This window comes from Spirosoma radiotolerans (assembly GCF_000974425.1).
GTDB lineage: Bacteria > Bacteroidota > Bacteroidia > Cytophagales > Spirosomataceae > Spirosoma > Spirosoma radiotolerans.
Genome location: NZ_CP010429.1, coordinates 421,695 through 448,240, shown reverse-complemented (window position 1 = coordinate 448,240; position 26,546 = coordinate 421,695). Strand labels below are relative to the sequence as shown.

The 26,546-nt window shown below is 57.9% G+C and carries 5 protein-coding genes; all 5 read right to left on the bottom strand.

Translation table 11 applies throughout. The features are described from left to right. Positions 1-115 precede the first annotated feature (115 nt). Positions 116-1,030: a gliding motility-associated C-terminal domain-containing protein gene (locus tag SD10_RS01755; protein ID WP_082111482.1), complete on the bottom strand. Its 915-nt coding sequence runs from the start codon at positions 1,028-1,030 to the stop codon at positions 116-118. A 68-nt stretch (positions 1,031-1,098) separates the two neighbouring features. Continuing rightward, on the bottom strand, positions 1,099-8,313 hold the full coding sequence (locus SD10_RS01750) for a beta strand repeat-containing protein (RefSeq protein ID WP_046375406.1): 7,215 nt from the start codon (positions 8,311-8,313) through the stop codon (positions 1,099-1,101). 74 nt (positions 8,314-8,387) lie between these two features. Further along, positions 8,388-23,111, bottom strand: a complete 14,724-nt coding sequence (locus tag SD10_RS01745) for a SprB repeat-containing protein (RefSeq protein ID WP_046375405.1) — start codon at positions 23,109-23,111, stop codon at positions 8,388-8,390. A 157-nt stretch (positions 23,112-23,268) separates the two neighbouring features. Next, entirely contained in the window at positions 23,269-24,036 is a 768-nt protein-coding gene (locus SD10_RS28535; RefSeq protein ID WP_148562366.1) for a hypothetical protein, read from the bottom strand. 53 nt (positions 24,037-24,089) lie between these two features. Beyond that, entirely contained in the window at positions 24,090-26,438 is a 2,349-nt protein-coding gene (locus SD10_RS01735; protein WP_046375404.1) for a hypothetical protein, read from the bottom strand. Between the last annotated feature and the right edge of the window lie 108 nt (positions 26,439-26,546).

Genomic DNA, 26,546 nt, shown 5'->3' with positions numbered 1-26,546 from the left:
ATGCGGATGGTAGCGCCGTTGCTGAGGTTCGTCAGGGCTGTTAGGCTCCAGTCCTTGGCTACCTCGGATCGCGCAATACAATCATCTAGTTTAAGCTGAGTACAGTTGTTAATCATCAATGGCTGATCGTCATGGATCGCTCGAATGAGCGCCCGTCGCTCAGGCGAATGCTGTAGAAATACGTACCCGCTGGCGCTACACCACGATCCGTTTTTCCATCCCAGTCGTTCTGGTAGTTATCCTGGCTATAGATAATAGCACCACTCAGGTTATAGACCGTAAGGCTGGCTTTCAGGGAGCCCAGATTATAGAGTACAAATCGATCGTTGATACCATCTCCATCCGGAGAGAACCCTTCCGGAATCATAAATTCACCCGTTTCGGGCGAACTAAGGCTACTGCAAACCTCAGCCAATGGTTTGACGTCAAGGTTCTGAAATACGCCACTGGCTTTTGCTACCTGTGAGTTCACCTGATCGCCGGTTGCTTTCAGGATCACCTCACTCAGGCCGGTTACCGGAAATGTCTGGCTGTCATTCCAGGTAATCGTGGTGCCAGACGTTGATTTTGGGTTGACCAGGTCAAACTGAACCTTGGCAATGGGTGTCCAGGCGGTGCTTACCTGAGCAGCACCTCCTCCTGAGCCGCTATAAAGAACATTCAGGGAAACGATTCCCCGTGTCATTCGTTCGGAGGAGCCATTCAGGGTTTGTGGATTATAGTTCAGGTCAGCTGTTTTGCTGGCACTGCTAAAATTATACTGTTCAATAAGTACTGGATGCTGGAGTTGTTGGGCGTCGTACCCAAAGCGAAAATTAGCATTTCCCATCAGAAACGAACTGTTTTCGCTTTGCGCTTTTATTTCGACATCGACCAATAGCTTCTGGGTGCTACAGTCGACCTTATTTAACTTTAAACGAACGTCAAATATCCCGTTTTGAGCCATTGCCTGTGGTGCAGCCAGGCAACATACGGAGAGAAGTGTCATGCAAAACCGGATCATAGCTATTGTCTTTTGGGTCGATTTCATAAGATCTGAATAAATGAGTGAATTGACCGGGCGGGCATAAACGTTACGCCCACCCGGCCTATTCCGCCTTAGTGCGGTACTTTAGAATAGCGACCGTTGTTTTTGTTCCAGAGTACACTATCACTGAAGTTCACATCGGCATCCATATTGAAGTCGCCCAGCCGGTATTGATCGAAGATACCGCTCTCATCTTTCCACAATTTGGAGTCGAAGAAGTTGATATCGAAGTCATCCGTATAGGTGTCTTTCTTGCCATCGCCACCGTACATCATCCACCGATTATCGATCTGAATCTCACCGAAAGACGGTGGATTAGTAACCATGTACGAATTCTGGGTTGTGAAGTCAAATATCAATTTGTTGTTCACAACAGGTACACGAGTTGGCGACATCACACCCATGTGATTGCGGTGTTCAATAACTGGGAAGTACGTACCATTCGGAATGCTGAAGCACGGATTGACAAAACTGATCCGACCATCACTGTGCAACAGACCGGCAACCCGGAAGGCGGTGTTCGTTGTCAGCGAATCTGTCCGCAGCGATACCAGTACCCAATCGACAACGTCGGCTGGATAGTTCGTTATGCTCTCCGTACCCGTGTAGTTCCACGGCGCCGTGTTGTAAGGCTGACCCGCCGGCGTCGGCACCGCGAACATACCGATTGGCGTTTGGCCAGGAAGCAGCCCGCGACTGTTGAGCGTGGTGTTCATCAGATGTGTCGTCGTGTTGTACGGACCTTCGAGCAACACCTTCAACTCAAGCGTTACACAGCTTGGCGTACAACTCGTTGGGGCCGCGATCGTAATAGATACCGGCGGACAACTGTTGTTGGTTAGCGTCAGTATGACCGGCTGTCCTGAAGGAACATCCACTACCGCATTTCCGACAATCTTACCCTTCGAAGCCGTTACCGTACCCGAGGTGCTGTTGGTGATATACTGCACATCGTAGCTAGCCCCATTGTTCCGGCATATAATACCCGAGATTCCGAAGCCTGGCTGCACACAGACCGAGCAGGACGCTGGCGAATTGACAACCACATCGATTGAACACCCTGGCCCGTTCGATGCTATTACAGTCACTTTGGTTCCTACCGGAGCTGTAATCCGATTTCCTGCCGAGATCACACCGCCAATAGCTGTTACACTCGCTCCAGGGGAGACAAGGTAGCCAACACTGTAGGTGCCATCGCCATTGCAGACAGGCTGACAGACAAACAGCGAGGGCAATTTACAGACAGTGCAACCCGTTGGTGCGCCTACCGTGAAGCTGGTTGTCTGGTAACAGCCGTTCTGCGAATTAATTGCTGTTACGGTAACCGCTGTTACACCGGCTGGTACCGTAACCGTCCCGGTCTTCATGTCCACCGTTGCCCCATTGCTGGCTGTCACGCTCGTACCGTTGGTAATGAAGGTGAACGTAAAGCCACCCGTTGTTGGATTACAGAGCGGGCTACAGAAGGTGAGCATTGGTGCCGGACAGACTACCGTTGAACAACCCGCTGGCGGATTGACCGTTTTCACCTGCGGACAGGCGTTGGTCGTGCCATTCGTAGCGGTTACACTCAGAACAATGCCAACTGGAATACCTGTAATGATACCAACGACAGCCGTATTTCCTGCGTTGGTCGCAATGACCGTACCCGGCGTAGCTACGTAGTTCACACTATAAGTCTGCGTAGCGGTCTGACAAACCGGCGTGCTAAAGACGATCAGTTCTTGCTGCGTACAGGCGGGTGGGCAAACCGGCGGCCGAATCACCACCACCTGATCGGCGCAACTACCATTCCGGGCGGTGATACTCACCGGAGTACCGGTGGTCGCTGTGATGACATTGCCTAAAAGCGTGCCTCCACTGACTACCAGACTTACCCCACTAGCGGGTGTCACATTCACTGCATAGACTCCATTGCTGCCACACACCGGTCCTGATACGGAAACCAGCGGATTGGTACAAGACGTGGTACACGAAGCTGGCGAGACGACCCCTACGGAGTAACTGCCACAACCATTGGCTCCTGTGATGGTGATCACCAAGTTGGTGCCGATGTTAGCCGTCACCGTGTTGCCTGACAGCGTACCGGCTGACGTACTGATGGTTCCATTGGTTCCATTCACGCTCACCGTATACTGACCCGTGCCCAAACATGCCGGCTGGCCCACTGTCAGCGTCGGCACTAACGTACAGCTGCCTGGTGTTGGACACGAAGTTGGTGCCAGCACCGTCAGGCGGCTAAAACAATCCAATCCATTGTTGGCTGTTACTACCAGATCCGTCAGGCCGTTCACTGTTATGGTGTTGCCGCTGATGGTACCTGTATTCACTGTCACATTGGTACTGCTACTGGTGAAGCTCACCGTGTAGCCCGTGCCCAGACTGTTACAGATCGGGGTCGATACCGTTAACACTGGCTTCTCACACACCACCGGACAGGTGGGGGCCACCAGCACCGCCGAGCCGGTGGCCACGCAGCCCCGCGCATCGGTGATGGTCACCGTGTAGGTGCCCGAACTGACTCCCGTCAGACCCGGCGTCGTTGCCCCGTTGCTCCAGCTGTAGCTGTAGGGAGCCGTGCCCCCGCTGATGCTCACCTGGGTGATGCTGCCCACCGTCGAGGGACACACGATGCGTGCCGGACTGTAGATGGCCAGGATCGCAGCGGGCTGGCTGATGACCACCTGCTGGCTGGCCTGGCAACCGTTGCCATCGGTCACACGAACCGTGTAGGTGCCCGCCGTCAGACCGCTCACGCTGCTGGTGCTGGCCCCGTTGCTCCAGCTGTAGCTGTAAGGAGCAAGGCCCCCGCTGACCACCGCCGTCGCACTGCCACTGGCCGTGGCGTTGCAGGAGGCCCCCGCCGAGTTCACACTCAGGCTCGGACCGCTCACGCTGTTGACGTTCACCGTCGCCGTTGCCGAGCAGCCGCCCGCGTCGGTCACGCTCACCGAGTAAGCCCCCGAGACCAAGCCAGACACGCTGGCCGTGATGGCCCCGTTACTCCATTTATACTGATACGGACGGGTACCCCCGCTGACCACCACACCCGCACTGCCGCTGGCACTGCCACAGGCCGCTGGCGTGGCCGATGCCGTCAGGCTCAGACTCGAGCTGCCCGGCACTACCACCGTCAGCAGACCCTGACACCCACTGCCGTCAAGCACTCGCACCGTGTAGGTGCCCACCGATAGACCGCTCACGCTGCTGGTGCTGGCCCCGTTGCTCCAACTGTAGGAGTAAGGAGCCAGGCCTCCACTGGCACTCACACTGGCACCGCCCGTGGCTTGCCCACAGGCCGCCGGGCTGACACTCACCAGCGACACGGCCGGTGCCTGAGACCCCGGCAGGTTGATCGACCCACTCACGCCTGTGCAGCCGTTACCATCGGTCACCGTCACCGAATACACCCCTGAGGAGAGACCGGTGATGGTCGGACCATTCTGGCCATTGCTCCACACGTAAGTGTAAGGAGCGGTGCCACTGGTGAGACTAGCCGTGATCTGACCCGTGGCCGAGCCGCACTCAGCCGCCGTCACCACCAGGTTGATGCCCAGGGGTGGGCACACGGGCGGACAATTGGCGGGGGTGAGAGTCGCCGTACCGGTGGCCACGCAGCCCCGGGCATCGGTGATGGTCACCGTGTAACTACCCGCACCCACGTTATTCAGACCTGCACTGGTTGCCCCGTTGCTCCAGCTGTAGCTGTAGGGAGCCGTGCCCCCGCTGATGCTCACCTGGGTGATGCTGCCCACCGTCGAGGGACACACGATGCGTGCCGGACTGTAGATGGCCAGGATCATAGCGGGCTGACCGACCGTGACCTGACCACTGGCCCGACAGCCATTGCCATCCACCACCGTCACCGAGTACACGCCGGCCACCAGACCACTGATGGTCTGGCCGCTCCGGCCATTGCTCCAGAAGTAACTATACGGCCCACTGCCCCCACTCACACTCACACTCGCACTGCCACTGGCCGATGCATTACAGGCCGCATCCACTGAACTCAACGTCAGCACCGGACCACTCACCGAGTTGACATTCACCAAGGCCACACTGCTACAGCCGCCCCCGTCACTCACCGTCACCGAGTAAGCGCCCGAGACCAGCCCACTCACACTGGCCGTGATGGCGCCGTTACTCCATTTATACTGATAAGGACTTGTGCCCCCACTCACACTCACACTCACACTGCCAGCAGCCTGACCACAGGCCGCTGGAAGGCTACTGGCCACCAGGGTTAGGTTGCTGCTGCCCGGCACACTCACCGTTAGGGTGCTGGCACAGCCACTGCCGTCGCTCACGCTTACCGTGTACACCCCGGCCGACAGACCGCTCACCGAGCTACCCGACAGACCGTTGCTCCACTGGTAGGCATAGGGCGGCAAGCCACCGCTGGCACTCACACTAATGGCGCCCGTCGACTGCCCACAGGCCGCCGGAGCGACACTCACCAGTCGGACCATTGGTGCCTGAGAGCCCGGCAGGTTGATCGAGCCACTCACGCCCGTGCAGCCGTTGGCATCGGTGATGGTCACCGAGTACACTCCCCCTAGCAGACCACTGATGGTCTGTCCGCTCTGGCCGTTGCTCCACACATAGCTGTAAGGAGCCAGGCCGCTGGCGGGCGTGGCCGTGATCTGACCCGTTGCCGAGCCGCACTGGGCCGCCGTCACCACCAGGTTGAAGCCAATCGGGGCCGGACAAGGTACTGGACAATTGATCACAGACAAGGCTAACGGCGTTGTTGCTGTTATACTACAGCCATTGGCATCCGTTACAACCACCGTGTAACTACCCGATTGGATAGCTTGAGCCGAGGCTATGATCGGATTTTGCTGGGAAGATGTATATCCATTTGGACCTTTCCAGCTAAAACTATAAGGTCCGACACTGTTAGTATTTATAGTCGCGGTCAAATTGACTGAACTTCCCAGACAAACGGTTCCTGAAGAAAGAGCGGCCTGTACCACGGGTGGCTGGTTGACGGTGACCGTTACGGTTGCTGTTCGCGAACAATTGGGAACACCTGTATCAGTAACGACTACGGTATAGGTCGTCGTCGCTGTAGGACTGACTGTTCCACCCGGGCTACCCACAACTGGAGCCACGATGGCTGGGCTCCACTGAAAAGTTAGTGGCCCTGTATTACCTGAGACATTCACTGATAACGTCACTGTGCTGCCCACACAGATAGTGGATTGACTGGTAGCCACCGTTGCCGAGAGCGAACAGCAGTTAATCACATTGATCGCAACGGGCGTTGTTGCCGTTGTTGAACACTGGTTTGCATCGGTAACTATTACCGAATAAATACCACTATTGGAAATACTAGCATTTGGAATGCTTATAGTACTGACGGTTGATGTCGTTGAAAAATTAGGACCACTCCAGGCAAAGGTATAGCCCGGCAACCCACCAGACGGTGAGGCTGTCAGGCCTATACTTCCCCCCACACAAACAGTTGTCGACAGCGCAGACAGTGTTATGCCTGGCTTCGGGTTAACCGTAACGGTCACACTGGCGGGTAATGAATTACAACCTGCAACCGTTTGACTTACCGTATAAACAAAGCTTCCGGCCGTAGCTGGAGTTGCCGTAACCGAGCTACCGGTCGACTGGGACAAAGTTGAGCCCGTCCAGTTGAAACTGGCACCAACAGCCCCCGTAGCCGTTAATATAACACTGCTACCCAAACAGATAGACCCTAAAGGATTGACCGTAACCGTTGGAGCAACAGGCGGGGTAGGATCGATTAAGGTTGCGGAAACAGGATCACTGGTACACCCACCGGCAGAAGCAGAAATGGAATAAACACCGGTGGTCAAGCCACTCAGGCTGATCTGACCAGAACCCGTTGCAGTCAGATTTTGGCTGATGGGAGATGCCCCATTCTTTGAATAATTAATAGCGTAAGTCTGTCCAGCCACTAGTCCGCTTAATGTCAATACCCCATCCGTTCCTGGACAGGAAGTTGGATTAGTTGATGTAACACTTGCAATAACTGGTTTATTAGCCAGTGTAAATGACGTTGTTGCCGTTGTACTACACCCGGTTGCATTTGCAGCGATGACGGTGTAAGAATAAACGCCTGCCGAACTCAGCGTCGCCGTCACCGGATTGCCACTGCTGACCGTCAGACCACTACCCAACCAACTGTAACTGCTGAATCCCGACGTTGACGTCAAGGTGACACTGGCCGGACCGTTCGAGACACAGTTCGGGCCAGTAGCCGCAATCGACACTGACCCTGAACTAACCCAGGAGATAACCACACACGCCCCATCACTGGCCGTGTTACATTTATCCCCCAGCGTGTTACAGATCGTTAACGAACCGGGCTGGATCACCCCTCCCACCGTGGGATAGGTCAGCGTATAAGCCCCCGTGCCAGGGTTCAAACTTACATTGCCCTGCAAGGAAACTGGGCTCACCGTGAAGCTGCCCCACTGCTGGTTAGCCGTAGCCACCACACTGCTGCCTGCGGGCAGGTTGGCAGGGTTCCAGTTGCGTAGCACCTGGGTAAAATAGTTATTGGAATAAGTAGAGCTTGTCGCGCATAGGGTTTGGGTATCGTCCTGAATGTCGGGTAACACCAGGGCTACCGTGTTGAGGGTCGCATTCTTACAGTAGCGTTCCAGAGCCGGGATGCCCGCGGCTCGCGGTATCTGTAGCGTTATTTCATTATTGACATTACTACCAAAAGTCATTATTGCATTCTGGATGGGTTCACCATTGACCAGGATGCGGACCACCGAGGCACAACCCGTGCCCGGAAAGGAAAACAAGGGCACAGCAACACCCGCCGTAACGGGTGTTGCTATAGTTTGAGGACCCGCCCCATCGGGATCGATATCGATCCCCGCTGGAGCCATGCCCACTTGGTGAACCGCCACCCCGCTTAACGCCGGTAGAGCCACTTGCCCAGCACTAGTGATCAGTTCATTATCGATGACAAAGTCAGACCAGTTCCCATTGATGTCGGTGATCTGGAAGTTGGCATCCCGACCATTACTCCCTGGGGTTGTAAACCCGTTGGGCGTGATGATGGTAAACTGGCCGGTGACGGCCCGATGCAGGGTGTTGTCTGTAGGGACGTACCAGGCCGTGTACTGATTAGCCACCACATCGTAGGTCAATTGAAAATCAACCAGGGGGGTGCGGCCCAGGGGATCACAGCCCGGTACATTCTGGGCCTGGACAGATGGTCTGGCGGCTCCACCCAGCAGCAGGAGCAGCAGAATCCAGGGTCTAAACCACATTACTTTCTCTACAGCTTTCATGGTAATCGGATTTAATTTCTACTTGTTGTGTTCATCTATACATTCTCATGATTCCATATAAGTCCTGCCTATCCCTATGGCAATTGTTGCCTAATGATGAAGGAAGGATTATTGAGGACATTGCTTGGGTGTTGAATCATGATGTTGTATATGATATGGGTGTCATTCTCCTGGCCCTGGAAGATCGTCTTTCCATCCATGTTTACATCCCCACTGTAGTACCCAGGCAGGATGTAAGAAGGTGTGTTGAAAATATTTCCAGGAGCGGTTGTGATCTGGTTGAAGACTTCCTGAGGATCGTTGAGCTGCCCCTGGTAGATCGTCTTGTCATCCCGATTGGCATTCCCACCCCACAAGGCATAGTAACCAGCCGCCCATGACAGATCCCGACGTTCTTTGTCCCCATACAGGCTCACCACCGTTGGATTCGTCGTATCATGCCAGATCTCGGTGGGTGTCAACTTGCGGAAGTCCACTGCCACATTCACCGAACCCGTGTTCAAGCTCACACTCGATTGGGTCATCACCCCCAGGTGATTGCGATGACGCACCGCTACCTGGTAACTGCCCCCCGCCACATGGCTGATGTCCAGACACGAACGACCATCCATGTCCACGATCGCTCCGTTGCGAAGCACCAGACCTGAGCGGGTGTACTTGACCACCGAAGGGCTGGCCGGATCCCGGAACTCCAAGAGAACCCAGTCTACCACCGAACTGTCCCCACGGGCCGCTAAAGCCACCGCCGGGTTGATAATTGTCTCGGCGAAAGGATCCAGAGCCCCAATCGAGCCGGCACCACCCGGATAGAAGGTGGCCAGGTAAGGCGCCGTCCGGTAGGGATCGGTCAGGGGAATCAGGTTCTTCGCCCGCAGGTCATCCCGCATCAGTGGTTCGTTATTGGCCCCGGTTGGGGGGTTAACTGGCCAGATGCCATCGGCATCGACCAGGGCTCCCTGCAGATAGACGAAGGCGTTCAGGCAGGAGGCACAGGTGACGGGCTGGATGGCAGCCGTACCGGTGGCCACGCAGCCCCGCGCATCGGTGATGGTCACCGTGTAACTACCCGCACCCACGTTATTCAGACCTGCACTGGTTGCCCCGTTGCTCCAGCTGTAGCTGTAGGGAGCCGTGCCTCCGCTGATGCTCACCTGGGTGATGCTGCCCACCGTCGAGGGACACACGATGCGTGCCGGACTGTAGATGGCCAGGATCGCAGCGGGCTGGCTGATGACCACCTGCTGGCTGGCCTGGCAACCGTTGCCATCGGTCACACGAACCGTGTAGGTGCCCGCTGATAGACCGCTCACGCTGCTGGTGCTGGCCCCGTTGCTCCAGCTGTAGCTGTAAGGAGCAAGGCCCCCGCTGACCACCGCCGTTGCACTGCCACTGGCCGTGGCGTTGCAGGAGGCCCCCGCCGAGTTCACACTCAGGCTCGGACCGCTCACGCTGTTGACGTTCACCGTCGCCGTTGCCGAGCAGCCGCCCGCGTCGGTCACGCTCACCGAGTAAGCCCCCGAGACCAAGCCAGACACGCTGGCCGTGATGGCCCCGTTACTCCATTTATACTGATACGGACGGGTACCCCCGCTGACCACCACACCCGCACTGCCGCTGGCACTGCCACAGGCCGCTGGCGTGGCCGATGCCGTCAGGCTCAGACTCGAGCTGCCCGGCACTACCACCGTCAGCAGACCCTGACACCCACTGCCGTCAAGCACTCGCACCGTGTAGGTGCCCACCGATAGACCGCTCACGCTGCTGGTGCTGGCCCCGTTGCTCCAACTGTAGGAGTAAGGAGCCAGGCCTCCACTGGCACTCACACTGGCACCGCCCGTGGCTTGCCCACAGGCCGCCGGGCTGACACTCACCAGCGACACGGCCGGTGCCTGAGACCCCGGCAGGTTGATCGACCCACTCACGCCTGTGCAGCCGTTACCATCGGTCACCGTCACCGAATACACCCCTGAGGAGAGACCGGTGATGGTCGGACCATTCTGGCCATTGCTCCACACGTAAGTGTAAGGAGCGGTGCCACTGGTGAGACTAGCCGTGATCTGACCCGTGGCCGAGCCGCACTCAGCCGCCGTCACCACCAGGTTGATGCCCAGGGGTGGGCACACGGGCGGACAATTGGCGGGGGTGAGAGTCGCCGTACCGGTGGCCACGCAGCCCCGGGCATCGGTGATGGTCACCGTGTAACTACCCGCACCCACGTTATTCAGACCTGCACTGGTTGCCCCGTTGCTCCAGCTGTAGCTGTAGGGAGCCGTGCCCCCGCTGATGCTCACCTGGGTGATGCTGCCCACCGTCGAGGGACACACGATGCGTGCCGGACTGTAGATGGCCAGGATCGCAGCGGGCTGGCTGATGACCACCTGCTGGCTGGCTTTGCAGCCGTTGCCATCGGTCACACTCACCGTGTAGGTACCCGCTGATAGACCGCTCACCACACTGGTACTCTGACCACTGCTCCACTGGTAGGTGTAGACACCACTGCCTCCGCTAGCTACCGCCGTGGCACTGCCACTGGCCGTGGCGTTGCAGGCTGCCGGTGTCGCGTTGACACTCAGACTAGGACCGCTCACCGAGTTGACGTTCACCGTCATTGTCGCCGAGCAGCCACCCGCATCGCTCACCGTCACCGAGTAAGCTCCCGAAGCCAGACCGCTCACGCTGGCCGTTAGGGCCCCACTGCTCCACTTGTATTGATATGGTGTGGTGCCACCACTGGCACTCACACTGGCACTGCCACTGGCATTGCCACAGGCCGCCGGGGTAGCCGAAGCCGTCAGGCTCAGGCTCGAGCTGCCCGGCACTACCACCGTCAGCAGACCCTGACACCCACTGCCGTCAAAGACACTCACCGTATAACTGCCCGCCGATAGACCACTCACACTGCTGGTGCTGGCCCCGTTGCTCCACTGGTAAGTGTAGGCACCACTGCCTCCACTGGCACTCACACTGGCACCGCCACTGGCTTGCCCACAGGCCGCCGGGCTGACACTCACCAGCGACACGGTCGGTGCCTGACTGCCTGGCAGGGTGACATTACTCACCACACCCGTGCAGCCGTTACCATCGGTCACCGTCACCGAGTAGATACCCGAAGCCAGCCCGCTCAGGCTTCGGCCGCTCTGGCCGTTGCTCCACACGTAACTGTAAGGGGCTACTCCGCTGGTGACACTGGCCGTGATCTGACCCGTGGCCGAGCCACACTGGGCCGCCGTCACCACCAGGTTCAGCCCGATCGGCGTGGGACACACCACCGGACAGGTGGGGGCCACCAGCACCGCCGAGCCAGTGGCTACGCAGCCCCGGGCATCGGTGATGGTTACCGTGTAGGTGCCCGAACTGACCCCTGTCAGACCCGCACTCGTCGCCCCCGTGTTCCACCGGTAGGTGTAGGGAGCACTGCCCCCGCTGATGCTTACCGGCACAATGTCTCCCACCACCGAGGGGCACACCCCCCGTACGGGGTTGTAGACCGCCAGGATGATCGCCGGTTCACCCACCGTCACCTGACCACTGGCCACACAACCCGACCCATCCGTGACGCTCACCGAGTAGGTGCCCGCCACCAGCCCACTCAGGCTGGCACTCGTCGAGCCGTTGCTCCACCGGTAGGTGTAGGAGCCGCTGCCCCCCGTCACCCCTACGCTCACGCTGCCGCTGGCCGAGCCATGACAAGCCGCATCCACAGGAGTCAGCGTCAGCTGGGGACCGCTCACCGAGTTGACGTTCACCGTGGCCGTGCTGCGGCAGCCCGCTCCGTCACTCACCGTCACCGAGTAGGCACCCGCCACCAGACCACTCAGGCTGGCCGTGCTGGCTCCGTTACTCCACTGGTAGGTGTAGGAGCCGCTGCCCCCGCTCACGCTCACGCTGGCCGTGCCGCTGGCCTGCCCACAGGCCGCCGGGCTACTAGCCGTCACCAGACTCAGGCTGCTGCTGCCCACCACACCCACACTCAGGGTGCTGGCACAGCCACTGCCGTCACTCACCGTTACCGTATACTGCCCTGCACTCAGCCCGCTCACGCTGCTGGTGCTGGCTCCGTTACTCCACTGATACTGATAGGGCAACTGGCCTCCGCTGGCACTCACACTGATGGACCCCGTCGCCTGACCACAGGCCGCTGGCGACACACGCACCAGGCTCACCACCGGCGCCTGCGAGCCCGGCAGGTCGATCGACCCGCTCACTCCCGTGCAGCCGTTGGCGTCACTCACCGTCACCGAGTACACCCCGGCCACCAGACCACTCAGGGTCTGACCGCTCTGGCCCGTGTTCCACTTGTAGGTATACGACCCCGAGCCGTTGGTAGGCGTAGCCGTGATCTGACCCGTGGCCGAGCCACACTGGGCCGCCGTCACCACCAGGTTCAGCCCGATCGGCGTGGGACACACCACCGGACAGATTGGCGGATTCACAGTCACCACCTGCATCAGCGAGCAATTATTATTTATTGCTGTCAGGGATAGAGGAGTATCTATACTAATACCACTCACCACACCATTGATAACCGTGCCACTGCTCGTTGTCACCGTCACCCCGCCTGGCGCGGTAACGTGTACCGAGTATGTTAAACCGTTACCGTCACAAAGTGGGCCACTGACACTCATTAGCGAACTCGTTGGGCATGGCTGATTACACAAGGTTGGGCTACCAATCACTTGGGTCTGCGAGGCACATCCGGCGATGGAGGCTACCACCGTCACATTCGTACCCACCGTACCCGTCACTATACCTAAGAAGGGAATCACTGTGCCTCCAAAGGCCGTTATAGTAGCTCCCGCGGTAGCCGTCACACTGGCTACATAGCTGGTGCCATTCAGACAGATGGCGTTGCCCGTCGAGAGGTTGATGGCTGTGGCACAGGTGGTGCACACCGCTCCGGTCACTACCGTCCGGCTGGTGCTGCAGCCCCCCGCTACGCTGGCTGTTACCACCACCGGCGTGTTGGCGGCAATGCCCGTTATGATCTGTAAAGTAGAATTGACATTCCCGGAAGTGCTGCTCACACTGGCTCCTGCACTCACCGCATAGCTCACCGTGCTCAGACCCGTCACCGGATCACACACCGGACCCGTTAGCGTTAGCACCGGTGACTGACAGACCGGCGCACAGACGGGACTGCTGATGGACGTCACCTGGGTGAGCGAACAGCTGTTGACCGCCGTCAAGGTCACCAAGCTGCCCAGGCTCAGGCCCGTTATCGTATTGCCTACGAGGGTGCCCGCACTGGCCGTCACGCTCACCCCCGTGGGGGCGGTGAAGACCACACTGTAGGTGCTGCCGTTGTTGTCACAGCCCGCCACCGCACTCACCAGAGGACCACCCGGGTTACAGGGCGTACCCGTGCACGAAGCCGGGCTGGTGATGATCTGAGTCTGGGAGGCACATCCGGCAATGGAGGCCACCACCGTCACACTGCTGCCCACCGTACCGGTCACCGTGTTCCCGCTGATCGTACCGCCCAGCACACTCAGGCTGGCTCCTGCGGTAGCCGTCACACTGGCTACGTAGCTGGTGCCATTCAGACAGATAGCGTTGCCCGTCGAGAGGTTGATGGCTGTGGCACAGGTGGTGCACACCGCTCCGGTCACCACCGTCCGGCTGGTGCTGCAGCCCCCCGCTACGCTGGCCGTTACCACCACCGGCGTGTTGGCGGCAATGCCTGTTATGATCTGTAAAGTAGAATTGACATTCCCGGAGGTGCTGCTCACACTGGCTCCTGCACTCACCGCATAGCTCACCGTGCTCAAGCCCGTCACCGGATCACATACCGGACCCGTCACCGTCAAGACCGGTGACTGACAGACCGGCGCACAGACGGGACTGCTGATGGACGTCACCTGGCTCACCGAGCAGCTGTTGACTGCCGTCAGTGTCACTGAGCTGCCCAGGCTCAGGCCCGTCACCGTATTGCCAATCACCGTACCGGCACTGGCCGTCACGCTCACCCCCGTGGGGGCGGTGAAGACCACACTGTAGGTGCTGCCGTTGTTGTCACAGCCCGCCACCGCACTCACCAGAGGACCACCCGGGTTACAGGGCGTACCCGTGCACGAAGCTGGACTACCGATCACCTGAGTCTGCGAGGCACATCCGGCAATGGAGGCCACCACCGTCACACTGCTGCCCACCGTACCGGTCACCGTGTTCCCGCTGATCGTACCGCCCAGCACACTCAGGCTGGCTCCTGCGGTAGCCGTCACACTGGCTACGTAGCTGGTGCCATTCAGACAGATAGCGTTGCCCGTCGAGAGGTTGATGGCTGTGGCACAGGTGGTGCACACCGCTCCGGTCACCACCGTCCGGCTGGTGCTGCAGCCCCCCGCTACGCTGGCCGTTACCACCACCGGCGTGTTGGCGGCAATGCCCGTTATGATCTGTAAAGTAGAATTGACATTCCCGGAAGTGCTGCTCACACTGGCTCCTGCACTCACCGCATAGCTCACCGTGCTCAGACCCGTCACCGGATCACACACCGGACCCGTTAGCGTTAGCACTGGCGATTGACAGACCGGCGCACAGACGGGACTGCTGATGGACGTCACCTGGCTCACCGAACAGCTGTTGACTGCCGTCAAGGTCACCGAGCTGCCTAGGCTCAGGCCCGTTATCGTATTGCCTACGAGGGTGCCCGCACTGGCCGTCACGCTCACCCCCGTGGGGGCGGTGAAGACCACACTGTAGGTGCTGCCGTTGTTGTCACAGCCCGCCACCGCACTCACCAGAGGACCACCCGGGTTACAGGGCGTACCCGTGCACGAAGCTGGACTACCGATCACCTGAGTCTGCGAGGCACATCCGGCAATGGAGGCCACCACCGTCACACTGCTGCCCACCGTACCGGTCACCGTGTTCCCGCTGATCGTACCGCCCAGCACACTCAGGCTGGCTCCTGCGGTAGCCGTCACACTGGCTACGTAGCTGGTGCCATTCAGACAGATAGCGTTGCCCGTCGAGAGGTTGATGGCTGTGGCACAGGTGGTGCACACCGCTCCGGTCACCACCGTCCGGCTGGTGCTGCAGCCCCCCGCTACGCTGGCCGTTACCACCACCGGCGTGTTGGCGGCAATGCCCGTTATGATCTGTAAAGTAGAATTGACATTCCCGGAGGTGCTGCTCACACTGGCTCCTGCACTCACCGCATAGCTCACCGTGCTCAAGCCCGTCACCGGATCACATACCGGACCCGTCACCGTCAAGACCGGTGACTGACAGACCGGCGCACAGACGGGACTGCTGATGGACGTCACCTGGCTCACCGAGCAGCTGTTGACTGCCGTCAGTGTCACTGAGCTGCCCAGGCTCAGGCCCGTCACCGTATTGCCAATCACCGTACCGGCACTGGCCGTCACGCTCACCCCCGTGGGGGCGGTGAAGACCACACTGTAGGTGCTGCCGTTGTTGTCACAGCCCGCCACCGCACTCACCAGAGGACCACCCGGGTTACAGGGCGTACCCGTGCACGAAGCTGGACTACCGATCACCTGAGTCTGCGAGGCACATCCGGCAATGGAGGCCACCACCGTCACACTGCTGCCCACCGTACCGGTCACCGTGTTCCCGCTGATCGTACCGCCCAGCACACTCAGGCTGGCTCCTGCGGTAGCCGTCACACTGGCCACGTAGCTGCCCGTACCGGTGCACACTGCGTTGCCCGTCGAGAGGTTGATGGCTGTGGCACAGGTGGTGCACACCGCTCCGGTCACTACCGTCCGGCTGGTGCTGCAGCCCCCCGCTACGCTGGCCGTTACCACCACCGGCGTGTTGGCGGGAATATTACTGATCGTATTGAGAAGAGCGTTGACTACTCCTACGTTCGCCGTTACACTGGCTCCTGCACTCACCGCGTAGCTCACCGTGCTCAAGCCCGTCACCGGATCACATACCGGACCCGTTAGCGTTAGCACCGGTGATTGACAGACCGGCGCACAGACGGGACTGCTGATGGACGTCACCTGGCTCACCGAACAGCTGTTGACCGCCGTCAAGGTCACCGAGCTGCCTAGGCTCAGGCCCGTCACCGTATTGCCAATCACCGTACCGGCACTGGCCGTCACGCTCACCCCCGTGGGGGCGGTGAAGACCACACTGTAGGTGCTGCCGTTGTTGTCACAGCCCGCCACCGCACTCACCAGAGGACCACCCGGGTTACAGGGCGTACCCGTGCACGAAGCTGGACTACCGATCACCTGGGTCTGCGAGGCACATCCGGCAATGGAGGCCACCACCGTTACACTGCTGCCTACCGTACCGGTCACCGTGTTCCCGCTGATCGTACCGCCCAGCACACTCAGGCTGGCTCCTGCGGTAGCCGTCACACTGGCTACATAGCTGCCCGTACCGGTGCACACTGCGTTGCCCGTCGAGAGGTTGATAGCTGTGGCACAGGTGGTGCACACCGCTCCGGTCACTACCGTCCGGCTGGTGCTGCAGCCCCCCGCTACGCTGGCTGTTACCACCACCGGCGTGTTGGCGGCAATGCCCGTTATGATCTGTAAAGTAGAATTGACATTCCCGGAAGTGCTGCTCACACTGGCCCCCGCACTCACCGCGTAGCTCACCGTGCTCAAGCCCGTCACCGGATCACACACCGGACCCGTTAGCGTTAGCACTGGGTTCTGACATGTTGTACATAATGAGGTTGTCACTGGAGCGGTTAAGGCAGTAGCACTACAACCCGAAGCATCGGTTACGACTACGGTGTAGCTGCCACTTATTGATGCGGTAGCCGTCAACAACTGACCCGTTCCGGAGAAGCCGTTGGGCCCAAACCAGTTATAGGTTAGCTGACCTGAGCCGCCCACACCTGTAACACTCAGACTAATTGGACTACCGATACAGGCGATTCCAGGCGTGGCACCGGCCGTTGCGGATAAGTTAGATCCGGTTGACAGGATAACCACATCGCTGAACGTACAGCCTCGGCTATCGCCCATAGTAACTGTATAACTGCCGCTTAGCAGACCAGTCGCGGTAGCCGACGTTGAGACTATACCCGTTGCCCCCGTTATGGTGTACGAGTAGGCGCCCGTTCCGCCTGAAGGCTGAATAACCGTCAGGCTTCCCGATGCTGGAGAGAGACATACGGGTTCGTTATACTGAATATTGAAATCAAGCCCCCTTGGCTGGTTCACAACAACGGTTGTTACCGATACACAGGAGGTCGAATTTGTTCTGGTTATTAGGTATGTTCCGCCTGGAACCGAGTAAGAGGCCGATGCATTTCCCGGCGTCCTCCCAATTTCAGTGGCCGTTCCAGAAATCGTTACAACGTATTCATCCGTTGCATTTCCAGACCCATTGAACTGTATAGACCCATTATTCTGCGGGCACAGGGCATCCGATGCAGTCCAGTTGGCGATGGCTGGCTGGCCTGTTGGATTTATCAGAATATTGTCTTTTGTGACATCACACCCATTGACATCCATTACAGTAACGGTGTTGACTCCGGCGGGTAGTCCCTGTACGGAAAATGTCCGTGAACTACTGACACCCTTAACGAACCCATTGACACTGTAAATGAATGGTCCCGTTCCACCCGAAACTGTAATGGCCAATTTGCCATCTGAAGCACCACAACTGCTTACCATCGTTGGTATGACACTCAGCGTAAATCCATTTGGCGTGCGGGTCGGAATCACTACGTCAATGACAGATTTACACGTGTTCGCAGAGCCTGCCACGGTGAAGGCATAACTTCCTGCTTTCAACCCTGAAATAGTAACAAGGCCTGCACTCGAGGCTGTTTGAGACCCCGTTGTTTGCCCACTCCAGGTGATGTTATACGGCCCGGTGCCTCCCTGAATATTAAGCGCGACCGAACCGTTCGAAGCTGTACAACTGGCAGCCCCTGTGGCCGAAATGCTGGCGATCGGTCCACCAATGTCGTTGACATTTACGGTATCGACGTATGTACAACCTGCGTAGATGGTGTTATTGGCAAATAGCGTTGCGGTTACCGAGTAAACACCCGCCGTTAATCCAGTCGCTGTTGGTCCATTCTGACCGTTGCTCCAGAGGTAAGTCGTTGTTGCCCCAGCCGGTACATTAAGGAGTGACGCGGTGGCCTGACCAACAGACTGACCACACTGGTTGTCGACCACGGCTGTATTGATTGGCAAAGTCGGACATTTGAGTTGACAAGGCGGCACCGTTACGAGGGCGGTCTGATTGCCCGGACAGCCGTTTGCGTCCGTGACAGACACGGCATAGTTACCCGCAGCCAGATTCGAATGACTGGCCCCGGCGATGGTCTGCCCCTGGTTATTGATGATGGATACCGTATAAGTAGGCGTCCCCCCGTTGATTTGAATCACGTTCAGGGTACCATCGCCATTGCCAACGCCACCGGGTCCGCAGGTTTCGGCAATGTACTGTACGTTAAAGTCGATACCCGTAGGCCCGGTAATGGTAAAGTTCTGGAATGAAGAACAGGTATCATTCTGTAATTCAACCGTATAGACTCCCTGCGGTAGGTTCGTTACCAGAGGTCCTGTTGAATTTTGCGGTACAGTAGCAACTACCGTCCCGCCCAGGGAGATGGTGTAGGTACCAGTACCTGTGCCGCCCGCATACGTCAGTGAACCCGTGCCGTCAGCACAAGCCATGCTTTGGGATGTCCAGCCGGTTACTGCAGGAGCGCCGGTTTGCTGTATGATGGCCGTCGTCGTGGTTGAGCAGCTGTTGGCCCCACTGATGACGCCAAGCGTATATACACCGGCAGGCAAGTTAGGAATCTGAAGGGTGCTGGCCGATACGGTCGTGTACGATGCACCATTCAGTGTATACGTATAAGCTGGACCACTACCCGACGCGGTCAGGCTGATCGATCCATCCTGTGAGCCACAACTCGACGTTGGGGTCGGAACAGCAGCTAGTGAAATGTTGCTGCTTGATGAAACCGGAATCGTTACATCGAGTACCGTTTTACACGTCGATCCGCTGGCCGTGAAGGTGAATACATAGCTTCCCGGAGCCAGACCCGACTGGGTAAACTGGAAGGGAGCTGTACCATTTACACTTCGGTTGCCACTCACCGGACCCGTCCAGGTTACGGCGAATGGGCCAGTGCCGCTGGCGACGCTGAACGAAGCGGTGCCGGTATTGGCCGCACAACTCGACGGGTTGATTACCCCCTGTGCTACCACCGGACCACCGATCTGGTTGACGTTGACGGTTTCAATGTATGGACAACCGACAAATGTTCCTGTCAGAACGGTAGCCGTGACCGAATAAACACCCGCAGCCAGGCCGTTGGTCGTCGGACCGGAGAAGCCGTTACTCCAGAGGTAGTCGACATCACTGTCGGCAAAATTACCCAACTGCGCCACGGCACGTCCATCGGCGGTGCTACAGTTTGCATCGACGACAAAGGTGTTCATCGGGATGATTGGGCATTTCAGGTTACAATCCGGAACCGTTACAAATACATTTTGAACACCTGAACAACCTTTTGAGTCAACTACGTTAATCTGATAGGTGCCCGGTTTCAGGTTGGTGTAAGTATCGGGTGAGGTAGCCGCAATCACCTGATTCTGGCTATTCAGAACCGTGGTCGAATAAGGAGCCGTGCCACCTGTCTGTTGCACGATCGAGATCGTGCCGTCATTGTTTGCCGAACCGCCTGGCGCACAGGCCACTTTTGTATATTGTACATTAAATTTGAGACCCTGAGGAACCGAAATGGTTGCCGTTGTAAACGACGTACAGGTTGATGCTGTCGATGTTTGCTGAATGCTGTAGGTACCAGCGGGTAGCGTCAGAGAGGTTGACGAAGCGCCACTAATGCCCGCTGTTGGCCCAACGATCGAGCCCGTCGTTACTTCCCGAATCAGGTAGGTTGCCGTAGGTTGTCCCCCGGCAAATACCAATTGCCCTTTGTCACTTGGACAAGCCGGGTTGACCGCTGTCCAGCCTGCAACCGTGGGAGCCCCCGTTTCCAGGATAGTGACGGGAACGGCCGGCGTTTTACACCCACCCGCCGAGCTAACGCTTACTGTATATACGCCAGCGGTCAGTCCCGAAACTGTAAAGGTTGGCAGCGATGAGGTTCCAATTTGTACGCCATTCAGCGAGAAGGAGAAGGGTCCTGTTACGCCAACGGCTGGTGTCGCCGTGATGAGGATGCTACCCGTCGGCGAGCCACAGGCAGTGGCATTGGTTGGCGTTCCCGTTACACTAATCTGATCGGTATCATCCTGAGGAATCGTAATGGGCAGGTAGGACGCACAAGCCGTATTACCAGACGTGCCGGTCACTTTGAAGATGTACGAGCCTGGTGCCAGCTGCACAGTGGTTGTACCTAGATTGGCGCCGGATGTGCTGCCACTGCCCGCCCCACTCCAGGAAATCTGAAAGGGACCGGTACCAGTGGTTATATCGATGGCAACCGCTCCGTTGGCTCCCCGGCAATCGGCCGAGGTGATCAGGCTGATTTCAGCCACAGGCCCACCGATATCGTTGACCTGAATGCTGTCGACAACACTACAGACACTGTTACCGGTCGAAACGGTAGCGGTAATGCTGTAGACGCCTGCGGCTAACCCGGCAACCGTTGGCCCGGTTTTCCCATTACTCCAGGCGAAGCCGGTGGTGGCGCCCGTGGGCAAGCCACCTAGGGAGACGATGGCCGTACCATCACTGTTTCCACAACTGGCATCCACGACAGCTGTACTGATGGGGTAATTACAGGACGGTGGCGTACAATCCCGGACCACGACCACGGCAGCCGCCTGATCGACGGGACAGCCGTTGCCGCCTACACCGTACAATACGGTGTAAGAGCCGACGCCCGAGGTAATGCCATTGAATATACTTCCCGAAAGTGACCCCGTAACAGCCGAGAAAGAACCCCCGGCCGGGAAATAGGTCGCCAGATCAACGGTTTCGTTGTTACAGATCGACACGATCACGTCGTTGCCCGCGCTCGGTTGCGGACTAACGCTGACCGTCACGGAAGCTGTGGCCGTACAACTCTGGCCGTCGGTGACCGTCACGCTGTACACACCTGCCGCAGCGGCCGTGGCCGTCAGCGTCGGGTTGGCGGTGGTGGCGGCAAAACCGTTGGGGCCACTCCATTTATACGTCAATGGGGTAGTTACCGGGGCGGTGGTGCTGTTGCCCGCCGTGACACTCAGGTTGAGGGTGCCTCCCGCGCAGGCAACCAGCGTGTTGCCCGCCGTAGCCGTCAGGCTACAGCAGTTGCTGGCCGAAACCGCTACCGTGGCCGTTCCCGAACAGCCCTGGGCATCAGTGACCGTGACGATGTAATTGCCGTTGATGGCCGTTGAAGCGGAATTTGTCACCTGCGGATTAACCCCGGAACCAACGTAGCTGTTCGGACCGGTCCAGGCGTAGGTAAACGGTGCCTGACCGCCCGTTGAGGTGGCCGACAGGTTAAACGGTTGCCCGATGCAGCCGCTGCCCGCAGCCACGGTAGCCGTGGCGATCAGGCTCTGGTTGACAACAATGGTACAGGTGATGGTGGTCGACGAGGGACAGGAAGCCGACGACGAGACACCCCAGATTTTATAGGTGTAGGTGCCGGCCGTGTTGAATAACTGGCTGATGTTGCCCGTACCCGTGGCGTTGTCTTCCACTCGCAGCCAGTTGATGGTGGCCGGAATGTCGGTCGCAAACGTAATGGCCCCGGTCTGACCCGAACAGATCGTTTGGGAACAGACCGAAGGCGTCACGATTGGAACCGGATTGACCAGCACCGTAGTGACCGCCGTCTGGCTGGGACAGCTAAACGAGGTGACCACCGCCGAATACGTATAACTCACTGGGTTACTACCCGTTGCTGTGGGAAAATCCGTAACATCACCAAAGCTGCTGACGTTGCCGGGCATGCGGGTCCACAGGGTTTGACCACCTGCCGGATTGGTTGTGTAATTGATGGCTACCTGCGTGCCCGAACAGATCGTCAGACTCGTCAGGTTGGGCACAATCGTCGTTGGAGGGCAGGCCCCCGCCAGGGTGTAGACCGTGAAAGAACCCGGTACAATGGCCGCCGTGGTGGTAATCGAACCTGCCGTCACCGATGCACTCAGGCCATTGAAGGTACTAGCACTGGTATTCTGCGCCAAAGAGCTAGCATCCACCGTCGAGGGAATGGCGACCCATTGGGTACCATCCCAACCGACAATGGTCAGGTTATTCAGGTTAGCACCGACCATTGCGCTGATGGGCGTATTGGCATCCCAAGTCAGGGTAATTTTAGCCGGAGTGGTGCCATCGATGTCCCAGTACTCGATATTATCGACCGTGCCCACATTGGCCGCTTTGGCCGTGGTGGGAAATGCCGGGCCACCGCCGGGCAGAATGCCGTAGGTGCCCCCCATCAGGTTGCTGGTGGTGGCCAGCCCCGGATCCACACCGTAATAGGCCGCCGTGGTGGGGGCAGCCGCCGAGGAGGCTGACACAGCCGCCGGGCGGTACTTATTGTTATCGCCGATGGGGAAAGTGAAGGGTCCAGCGTTGTAGGTGCGCACGTAGCCATCCACAAAAGCGGTGTTGCTGGCGTTGATCCAACTGCTGTTAGGGTTGACGAAGCTGTACATCCCGATGGCGGGCTGGCGCTCCGAGCCAATGATACCAGCATTGATGGTACCGCTGCCGGTCACAAAGTCATGCTGCTCATAAATAGCCATTTCAGCTGTAGTATGGGCAAAAGTACTTCCAAAGCTGCCGGATTGGGCCTGCACCAGTTGGCTTATGACGGTGAACACAAACGTGGCCAAGACGCTCCATCTGTGCTTTTTTATCGAATTCCCCATCATCTTGATTACGAGTTAAAACTTTTATTATTTACTACTGAATGGCTGCTTTTGACTGGATCGGCAACAGAACAGGATGCCTTCGTAGCAGTTGGAAGGCCGGGATTTAGGGTTTCTGGATTGATTCCCCGAATACCATAGTTTATTGTTCGTTTCTCTTCTATTTTGAAAGAAAAGCGACACTCAAATTGCTAATAAAGAATGTCAGGGTCTGTCCCGCTTGAAGCGATGGTAAAAATCTTATATCGACTACATCTCCGGCGGTAAGTGGATGAATAATGGTCCCTCCTCCGGCGATACCGGCGGCATTCGCCTGACAGTTAGCGATGGCTATCGTCCGGACCAACGTTCCATTGATGTATAACCCCACATAAAGTCCCTGGGCATAGGTAGCTTGAATGGTACCAAATACTGTACTGAACTGGTAAACACCTGTTCCATTTGCTGGTACAGTAAATGAGTCTGATGACAGGTCAAATACGTTGTTTTTATCATAGTGTTTGATTCCGTAATCCGCCTTCGGCGTGGTTGTAGCAGCAGCTACTTGGTTTCCTACATTCGAAACAGAAAACAAAACCGGTGCATCCTGAACACCTACCGGAGCCAAGGCTACCCAGCCAGTGCCATCCCAATAATACTCCCCGATTTTAGCCGCCAGCGTGGGATAACTAGTATTGGTCGAGGTGATAGCTGTATTGGTGTTGTACACGTGCATGCCCGCAGCAGGTGTTCCCGCCAACCCCCAGGTCGTCGTGTTAGTCAAGCTGATACGCGGCATCAACAAGCCTTTATTGGTGCTCTCCAGTTCCAGGAGAGAACCCCCGTTAATGCTGGTGGGGACGTTACCGATTTTGACCTGGGCCTGAGCCACCAATGTGCTGACGAAAAAGGCAACGATGGCAAGTGTATGGTTGAGAGTTGTCTTCATGTTTGTAAGCGATTTATAAAAGGTCATCTGTCTCCTGGTTGTCTGATTATCCATTAGTTATTCACCGTTAGCTGTGTGGTCACCGGCGTACCGGCACAGCCTCCCTGGCTAGCCGTGAAGGTATAGGTGTAGCTGCCCGCCGGTAAGGTTTCCCTGACCGTGACGCTGCCCGTTCCCGTCCCGCTCGCCGGGCCAGGGGTGGCCGGGCTGCGGCTCCAGTTGATGGTCGCCGTGGCCGGTAAGGCCATCGCCGTGACGCTGCTTTGTTCCAGCGCACAGACAACTAACTGCTGAGGCACGACCTTCAAAACGGGTGCGGGATTGATCGTTAACGTGACGGTTTTCGAGTCGGAACAAGCCCCTGCGCTGGCCGTAATGACATAGGTGATCGTTTGCGGACTGCCATTTAGGTTGCCGATACCTGGAAAGACGATGTTACTGCCCGTCCCGCTCTGGCCCACGCTGTTGATCCAGCTAACATTGGCTCCGCCTGCGCCACCCACCGATAGGGTGGTGCTCTGGCCCGAACAGATCGTCTGGCTTGTGCCCCCACTCACCGTCAGGCTGGGTTGAACCGTTACCACCACACTCGTCGTTGCCGTGGCCGAACATCCACTCCCCGCATTGGTCACCACCACCTGATAAATGCCACTTTGGGCCGTCGTCGACAGGGGTAAGGTGGGGTATTGCAGGCTGCTCACAAAACCATTGGGGCCCGTCCAGGCGTAGGTGTATGTACCACTGCTTCCTGGCAGGGCCGACAGCGACAAGGTACCACTGGTACACTGAGGGCTATTGCTCAGGGCCGAGGCCGACAGCGCAGGTGGGCCACCGATGGTGGCCACGATGGTCTGCAAACAGGTCGGATCCCCTATCTGCTGCACCACCAGGGTGTAACTGCCAGGGGCCAGACCACTGACGGTAAAGGGGCTGGTGCCCAAGGGCTGAGCGGCTGCGCCATTTAGGCTATATTGGTAACTACCGGTGCCCGTATACGTAATCAGCATAGAGCCGCTGTTGACCGGGCTGCAATTGGTGGCCGAAACGGGTGATGCGGAAGCTACCAGGTCGCAGCAGTTGTTGACAACAATGGTACAGGTGATGGTGGTCGACGAGGGACAGGAAGCCGACGACGAGACACCCCAGATCTTGTAGGTATACGTGCCGGCCGTGTTGAATAACTGGCTGATGTTGCCCGTACCCGTGGTGTTGTCTTCCACCCTCAGCCAGTTGATGGTGGCCGGCACACTGGAGTTGAAGGTGATGGCCCCGGTCTGGCCCGAACAGATCGTTTGGGAACAAACCGAAGGGGTCAGGATCGGCACCGGGTTGACCGTCACAACGGTGGTAGTTGTCGCAGTTGGGCAACCCACATACGGCGTAATGGAGGCCGTGTAAGTATAGCTCACCGGCGTGGTACCCGTGGCCGTCGGAAAATCAATGACGTTGCCGAGGTTCGATCCTGTTCCAGGGTTGCGGCTCCAGACGACCTGCGCCCCGGCAGGAATGGTTGTATAGGTAATAGCAGCCTGATCGCCCGAGCAGATGCTCAGGCTGGTGAGGTCAGGTGTGATGCTGGTGGTAAGACAGGCCCCCGCCAGCGTATAGACGGTGAATGAACTCGGAACAAGGGTCGCATTGGTGGTAATCGAACCCACCGTCAGAGAACTGGATGAACCATTGAAGACACTCGCGCTGGTGGATAAATTCAGGGAGCTCGCATCGACCGTCGAGGGAATGGCGACCCACTTGGTACCGTCCCAGCCCACGATGGTGAGGTTGTTTAGGTTGCTTCCCACCATCGTGCTGATGGGCGTATTGGCATCCCAGGTCAGCGTGATTTTGGCTGGAGTGGTACCGTCAATGTCCCAGTATTCGACGTTATCCACGATACCGACATTGGTAGCTTTGGTAGCGGTCGGGAACGGGCCGCCGGTGGGCAGCACGGGTTCATTGCCGCCTTTCAGGCTGCTCGTCACAGCGAGCGTGCCGTCGATGGCGAAATAGGCCGCCGAAGCGGGCGCTGCTGCTGAGGAGGCCGACACGGCCGCCGGGCGGTATTTATTGTTGTCGCCGATGGGGAAGGTAAACGCGCCGGTTTGCCGCGTCATGACGTAGCCGTCTGTATAAGCCGCCGACGAAGCCGACACCCAGCTTGAGCCCGTGTTAAAGCTCACGAAACCTTTGGGGTTGTTGCGTTCGGTGCCCACAATCCCCGGCAGTATACCCGACCCACCGTTCAGGAAGTTATGCTGCACAAAAATGCCCATCTCTTCGTTGGTGTGGACAAATGTGTTGCCAAAACTGCCGCTGGACTGGGCGCGAACCAGAAGGCTACTGATGGTAAACACAACCGTCAGAACGATGGTCCAGCCGTGCTTTTTTGTATACTTTCCCATCATGTTATTACGAATTAGAACTATTATTTTAACTACCAAATGATTACTTCTGCTAGGATTTGGAACGAGAACGGCTTGCCTTCGTAGCAGTTGGAAGGCCGGGTTTCATTG